At 73.1% G+C, this 6910-nt stretch carries 5 protein-coding genes and 1 pseudogene; 5 read left to right on the forward strand and 1 reads right to left on the reverse strand.

Annotated features, from left to right (window positions below; all coding sequences use genetic code 11):
• The 5 genes and pseudogenes from ABD211_RS32430 to ABD211_RS32450 all read left to right on the forward strand — a co-directional run.
• Positions 1-186, forward strand: a pseudogene (locus ABD211_RS32430) (NADH-quinone oxidoreductase subunit L); the annotation flags it as partial.
• Between the two features lies 1 nt (position 187).
• The gene (locus ABD211_RS32435) at positions 188-1681 is read left to right on the forward strand and encodes a complex I subunit 4 family protein (protein WP_344140255.1); all 1494 of its coding nucleotides are present in this window, start codon (positions 188-190) and stop codon (positions 1679-1681) included.
• On the forward strand, positions 1678-3255 hold the full coding sequence (locus ABD211_RS32440; RefSeq protein WP_344140257.1) for an NADH-quinone oxidoreductase subunit N: 1578 nt from the start codon (positions 1678-1680) through the stop codon (positions 3253-3255). Before ABD211_RS32435 ends, ABD211_RS32440 begins: the two co-directional genes overlap by 4 nt.
• A 120-nt stretch (positions 3256-3375) precedes the next feature.
• Positions 3376-4257: a zinc metalloprotease HtpX gene (htpX, locus tag ABD211_RS32445; RefSeq protein ID WP_344140259.1), complete on the forward strand. Its 882-nt coding sequence runs from the start codon at positions 3376-3378 to the stop codon at positions 4255-4257.
• 18 nt (positions 4258-4275) lie between these two features.
• Positions 4276-5553, forward strand: a complete 1278-nt coding sequence (locus ABD211_RS32450) for an MFS transporter (RefSeq protein WP_344140260.1) — start codon at positions 4276-4278, stop codon at positions 5551-5553.
• A 602-nt stretch (positions 5554-6155) separates the two neighbouring features.
• Here ABD211_RS32450 and ABD211_RS32455 read toward each other — a convergent pair.
• On the reverse strand, positions 6156-6650 hold the full coding sequence (locus tag ABD211_RS32455; protein ID WP_344140262.1) for a YajQ family cyclic di-GMP-binding protein: 495 nt from the start codon (positions 6648-6650) through the stop codon (positions 6156-6158).
• Positions 6651-6910: the final 260 nt, after the last annotated feature.

Raw genomic sequence — 6910 nt, forward strand, 5'->3', positions numbered from 1 at the left:
GCCCGCCGCGCCGACGAGTCCCTGGTCGACGGCGTGGTGGAGGGCACCGCCAACGGCACCGTGGAGCTGGGCACGGCCGTCGCCGCGGCGCACCGGGGCGGCGTGCCGCGCGCCCTGACCGCCGTGCTCGGCGGCGCCGCCATCGTCGGCCTGGCCGCCGTCGCGATCGTGCAGGGGTGGTGGTGACGTGCTGAACGTCGTGTTGCTGGTCCCCGCGCTCGGGGCGCTGGTCGCGGCCCTGCTGCCGGCCCGGCTCGACCGGGCGGGCCGGATCGTGGCGACCGTCGCGGCCGCCGTCACGTTCGTGGCCGCCGCATTGCTCGCCGTCGACCGGCACCCGCCGCGCTTCGGCGTCCTGCGCCCCTGGCAGGAGGTCAACGTCGCCTGGGTGCCGTCGCTGGACCTGAGCTGGCACCTCGGCGTCGACGGCATCTCCTACCCGCTCGTGGTGCTGACCGCGCTGCTGACGCTGCTGTGCGCCGGGTTCACCGTCGCCCGGGTGCCGGGCGGGCGGCACGGGCGTCACCTGGCGGCCCTGCTGCTCGTCATCGAGGTCGGCATCCTCGGCACGTTCCTGGCCCTGGACCTCGTGCTGTTCTTCGTGTTCTTCGAGGTCGTGCTGCTGCCCATGTTCGCGGTCATCGCGATCTGGGGCGGGCCGGAACGCCGCCACGCGGCCCGCAAGTTCGTCCTCTACACCCTGCTCGGCTCGGTGCTCCTGCTCGTCGGCGTGTTCACCGTCGTCGCCGGCGCCGGCACCGCCGACCTGGTGACCCTGAGCGACGGCGCGGGCGCCACCATGACGTACGGGACGCAGCTCGCCGCGTTCGTGCTGCTCGCGATCGCGTTCGCGGTGAAGAGCCCGCTGTGGCCGCTGCACACCTGGCTGCCCGACGCGCACACCGAGGCGCCCACGGTCGGCTCCGTCATCCTCGCCGGCGTGCTGCTCAAGATGGGCACGTACGGGCTGATCCGGGTGGCGGTCGGGGTCGCCCCGGACGCGGCCCGCGAGGTCGCGCCCGCGCTCGGCGTGCTCGCCGTCGCCGCGATCATCGTCGGCAGCCTCGTCTGCCTCGCCCAGACGGAGCTCAAACGCCTCATCGCGTACTCGTCGGTGGGGCACATGGGGTTCGTGCTGCTCGGCGTCGCGACGCTCAGCCCCGCCGGCATCCGCGCCGCGCTCATCGCGAACATCGCGCACGGCGTCATCACCGGCCTGCTGTTCTTCCTGGCCGGGGCCGTCAAGGACCGGGCGCACACGGGCGACCTGACGGCGCTCGGCGGCCTGCGCGAGACCGCGCCCGGCCTGTCCGGGCTGCTCGGGTTCGCCGCCATCGCGTCGCTCGGCCTGCCCGGGCTGGCCGGCTTCTGGGGCGAGGCGTTCGCCGTGGTCGCGGCCGTGCAGCGCGGCGGCCCGCTGTGGACCACGCTCGGCGTGCTCGGGGCGGTCGGCGGCGCGCTCACCGCGGCGTACTTCCTGAGGTTGTTGCGGAGGGTGACCCACGGCCCGGCCGCACCGTCGGTCGCGGCGCTGGGGGAGCGCGGGCGGCTGACCGGTGCGGAGCTGTGGGCGTGGGCGCCGCTCGCGGCGCTGGCGCTGGTGCTGGGCCTGGCGCCCGCGCTCGTGGTGGCCGTGGCCGACGCGCCCGTGACGGCGCTGACCGAGGTGGTGTCCGAGTGATCGACCATGTGGCGCTCGCGCCGGCCTACGCGGCCGCCGGGACGGCCCTGCTCGCGTTCCTCACCGACCTGATCGTGGGCCGGCGTGGCGCGGTGCTGACCGTCACCGCGCTCGGCGCGGCCGCCACCGTCGCCGCCGCCCTGTGGGTCCCCGGGCCGCGCACCAGCTTCTGTGGCGCGGCCGGCTGCTCCTACGTGTGGGACGACTTCGCCGCCGTCGTCGGCGTCACCGTCGCGGTCGCCGCGTTCGTCGCCGTGCTGCTCTGCGCGCCGCTGCTGCGCGCCGGCGTCGCGCCGTCGGGCGAGCTCTGCTTCCTGATCGGCGCCGCGATGACGGGCGGCGTCGTGCTCGGCGCCTCCCGCGACCTGATCACGCTGATCGTGGCGATCGAGACGCTGACCCTGCCGCTGTACGCGGCCGTGGCGCTGCGCCGGCGCGAGCTGGCCTCGGCGCAGGCGGCCGTCACGTTCTTCACCGTGTCCGTGGTGTCGACGGCCGTCACGCTGCTCGGCGCGGCCCTGCTCTACGCCGTCACCGGGACCGTGCACCTGAACCGCCTCGCCGCCGCTCTCACCGGCGGGGACGCGGGTCCGACCCAGGAGCAGCTCCAGGCCGCGGCGCGGGTGCGGCTCCTGGCCGAGGCCGGGACCACGGAGGTGGTCGCCGTCCCCGCCCAGCCGGCCGCCTCGCTGCCGCCCGGCATGGCCGCGCTGGCCGCCGCGGCGGTGGCGCTGGTCCTCGTCGGGCTGGCCTTCAAGGTCGCGGCGGTGCCGCTGCACGCCTGGGCGCCCGCCACGTACGACGGGGCGCCGCTGCCCGTGGCCGCGTTCCTGTCCACGGCGTCGAAGGCCGGCGGCGTGGCCGCGATCCTGCTGGTGGTCGTCGTGGGGCTCGGGCCGCAGCTGGCCGTCGCCGGGCCGATCCTGGCCGCGCTGGCCGTGGTGACCATGACGGTCGGCAACCTCGTGGCGCTGCGCCAGCAACGGATGGTGCGCCTGCTCGCCTGGTCGTCCATCGCGCAGGCCGGGTACATCCTGGCGCCGCTGGGCGTGTTCGCCCTCGCCGACGGGCGTTCCCCCGACGCGCTGCGGGGGGCGGTGATGGCGAGCCTGGCGTACGCGGTGCTGTTCGTGCTGCTCGAACTGGGCGCGTTCGCGGCCGTGGTGGCGCTGCGCGGCGCGGCCGACGGCGGCGACCTGGACGACTACCGGGGCGCGGCCCGCCGGCGGCCCTTCGTCGCGGGCGCGTTCGTGCTGGCCATGGCCGGGCTCGCCGGCCTGCCGCCCGGGTTGGCCGGGTTGTTCGCCAAGGTGACCGTCGTGCGGTCGCTGCTGGAGGGGGCGTCCGGGTGGCTCGCCCTGGTCGTGGCGCTCAACGCCGTGGTCGGCGCGGCGTACTACGTGCGGGCGTCGTTGGCCCTGTTCCGGTCGCCCGAGGGTGCCGACGAGGCCCCCTGGCCCCGGGTCGCCTGGCCGGTGGCGGTCGCGTTGGTGCTGGTCACGATCGGAGCGGTCGTCGTGGGGTTCGCTCCCCAGCTCGTACTCTCCGCGGTTGATCTTGTGATCGTCGGCTGAGAGCGGCTATCAGCTAAGTCACAGCCGCCTGTGACGTGTCGTGGGCACTGTTGGGGAAGGAACCCCACCCCCGCCGGCGTTGAACGCCATAGCGTGATTCGCAGGTAAAGGAGACATACGGTGCACCGGCACTACAACGGACTCAAGACCGCTGCCCTGCTGGGCCTGCTCACCGCGCTCATCCTCGGTGTCGGCTACTGGTTCGGCGGCAGCGCCGGCCTGTTCATCGCCGCCATCTTCGCGATCGGTATGAACGCGGCCACCTACTTCTTCTCCGACAAGATCGCTCTGCGGACCATGGGCGCACGCCCGATCAGCGAGGCGGAGGCGCCCCAGCTGTACGCGATGGTCCGCGAGCTGTCGACCCAGGCCGGCCAGCCCATGCCCCGGCTGTACATCTCGCCGACCCCGCAGCCGAACGCCTTCGCCACCGGGCGCAACCCGGAGAACGCCGCCGTCTGCGTGACCGAGGGCATCATGGGCATGCTCACCACCCGTGAGCTGCGCGGCGTCATCGGCCACGAGCTGTCCCACGTCTACAACCGCGACATCCTCATCTCGTCGGTCGCCGGCGCCCTGGGCGGCATCATCACGATGCTGGCCAACCTGGCGATCTTCCTGCCGATGAGCAGCTCCGACGACGACGAGGGCGGCCCCGGCATCCTCGGCGCGCTGCTGCTGATGATCCTCGGCCCGCTGGCCGCCGCGATCATCCAGATGGCGATCAGCCGCAGCCGGGAGTACCAGGCCGACGAGTCCGGCGCCGCGCTGACGGGCGACCCGTTGGCGCTCGCCAGCGCGCTTCGGAAGATCCACTACGGTACGCAGACCATGCCGCTGCCAGCCGACGGCCAGCTCGCCTCGCAGGCCCACCTGATGATCGACAACCCGCTCAAGGGTGGCGGCCTGGCCAGCATGTTCTCCACGCACCCGCCGATGGAGCAGCGGGTGGCGCGGCTCGAGCAGATGGCCGCCAACTCCGGCCCCATCCAGTACCGCTGACGCACGTACGCTGCCCTGATGCAGCGTGACACCGATGCCCCGGGCCGCGACGACGTGGCGGCCCGGGGCATCGCCCGTTATGCGGCCGTGTGGCGCATTCCGCACGCGCCGAATCTCCTCATCCACGGCACGCTCGGGCGTCTCGGCCTCGGCATCACGTCCCTGGCGCTGATCCTGCACGTCGCCGGGGTTCTCGGCCGGTATACGCCGGCCGCCGTCGCGGCCGCCTGTTATGCCCTCGCGAGCGCGGCCGTCGCCCCGGTCGTGGGCCGGCTCGCCGACCGGCTCGGGCCCGCGCCGGTGCTGCGCGTCACCGCCGTGGCGCACCCCGTGGCGCTCATTCTGCTGCTGGTCGCGTCGCGCGGGCCGGTGCTCCTCATCTGGGGTGCGTCGGCGCTGGCCGGCGCGACCTATCCGCCGCTGACCGGGGCGGTGCGGGGGGCGTGGAACGCCCTGACGTCCGCCGGGTCGGGCCGGCACGGGCTGCGCACACCGGCGCTGGCCGCGGAGGCCATCCTTGTCGAGATCATCTTCGTGGTCGGCCCGCTGCTGGTCGCGGGTCTGATCGCTGTGTCCGGGCCTGGCGTGGCCCTGGTCGCCGCAGCCTTCGTGACTCTTGTCGGGACCCTGCTCGTGGCTGGGAACCCGGCCATGCGGCGGTTGCCTTCCGGCCCTTCGCACGCTCGGACACGCGGGCTCGGCCCGCTGCGGGTCGCAGGGTTCGTCGCTCTGGTGGCCTGTGCCGGCTCGCTCGGCATGTCGTTCGGGTCCGCCGGGGTCGCCGTGTCCGCGTTCGCTTCACAGCATGCGGGGCCGGGCAGCGAGTCGCTCGCCGGCGTCCTGCTGGCCGTCTGGGGGCTCGGCAGCGCCTTCGGCGGCGCCTGGTACGGCACGCGGGCCTTCGTCACGCCCCTGGCCCGTCAGCTGGGCTGGCTGCTCGCGGCGGTGGCTTTCAGCCTGGCGCTGCTCGCTGTGGTGCCGTCCACGGGTCTCATGGCGGTTGTGCTGATCGTCGGCGGGGCCGCCATCGCGCCGGCGATGATCGCGGCTAACACGCTGGTCGGGCGGATCGTGCCGGCGGCGATGCACACCGAGGCGTACAGCTGGATCGTCACCGTGTCGGTGTCGTGTGGGGCGCTGGGTGGGGCGCTGACGGGGTATCTGGTCGACTACGTCGGGGTGCCGTGGGCGTTCGCGGCCATGGCGGCGTGCGTGGCCGGCGGGGCGCTGGTGGCGGCGTGGCCGTCAGGCTCCCTGACGATCGCGGACGAGGCGCCAGGGGACGCGCCCGCGTAGGGGCTCATCACTGCGCGGGATCTGCGGAGCTTCCGCGCGGGGTCCGGCGTGTGGCCGCGCTCGCCATCTGTGCACATGTGGCGTGAGGCGCCGCCTCCCTGCCGCCAACCGTGCGCGTCTGGCGGCGGTGCCCGTGTCTCGCGTCGCCAACCGTGCGCATGTGGCGGCGATGTTGGTGTCCCGCCCCGCCAGATGTGCACGGTTGGTGGCGTCCGTGGGCCGCTGACCCGCCAGATGTTCACATGTGGCGGCGGGTCGTGCGGTCTCCCTCGCCAACTGTGCGCATGTGGCGGAGTGCCGTGCGGTCGGCTCCGCCAACTGTGCGCATGTGGCGGAGTGCCGTGCGGTCGGCTCCGCCAACTGTGCGCATGTGGCGAGGCTGCGTGCCGTCCAGCTTGCCAACTGCGCACAGTTGGCGGAGCGGTGAGCGAGGATGCCCGCCAGAAGCTCACATCTGGCGAGGGCGCCCACGTCCTACCTCGCCAGATGTGCGCATCTGGCGGCGTTCGGAGCGTGACAGCCCGCCAACTGTGCCCAGTCGGCTGCAAAGACGCAGCGCCTCTTCGCCTGAAGTTCACATCTGGCGAGCGCCGGTTCGGAGATCAGCGGTAGTTCGTGAACTGGAGGGCTACGCCCAGGTCGGCGCCCTTGAGCAGGGCGATGACCTCCTGGAGGTCGTCCTTCTTCTTGCCCGTGACCCGCAGCTGGTCGCCCTGGATCTGGGCCTGCACGCCCTTCGGGCCCTCATCACGGATCTTCTTGGAGATCGCCTTGGCCTTCTCGGAGTCGATCCCCTGAATGATCTTGCAGTCGATCTTGTACGCCTTGCCGGACTGCCGGGGTTCGCCCGCGTCCAGGGACTTGAGCGAGATGTTGCGCTTGACCAGCTTCTCCTTGAGGACGTCCAGCGCCGCCTTGACCCGCTCCTCGGTGTCGGCCTGCAGGGCGATGCCCTCCTCGCCGGCCCACGCCACCGTCGCGTTGACGCCCCGGAAGTCGAAGCGCTGGGACAGCTCCTTGGAGGTCTGGTTCAACGCGTTGTCGACCTCCTGCCGGTCGACCTTGCTGACGATGTCGAACGAGGGTGTCGACGCCACAATCACACGCTCCTGGGCAACTCATCCGTCGATGGGACCTTTGCCATCCTGCCTGACGCCGCCCGGGCGCGCCCCTTTCGGGTCCCGGCGCGGCGCACCGGGGTACCCGTTTGCGCGCCCCCGGGGTCGTACCGTTATCCTTGCTACCGCTGCCGCGCCCGGCGTGATCCGGGAGCGTGTGGCCAGCCCAGGCGGGTTGCCCGAGCGGTCAATGGGAGCGGACTGTAAATCCGTCGCGAAAGCTACGAAGGTTCGAACCC

The organism is Luedemannella flava (assembly GCF_039528515.1).
In the GTDB taxonomy this organism is placed as follows: domain Bacteria; phylum Actinomycetota; class Actinomycetes; order Mycobacteriales; family Micromonosporaceae; genus Luedemannella; species Luedemannella flava.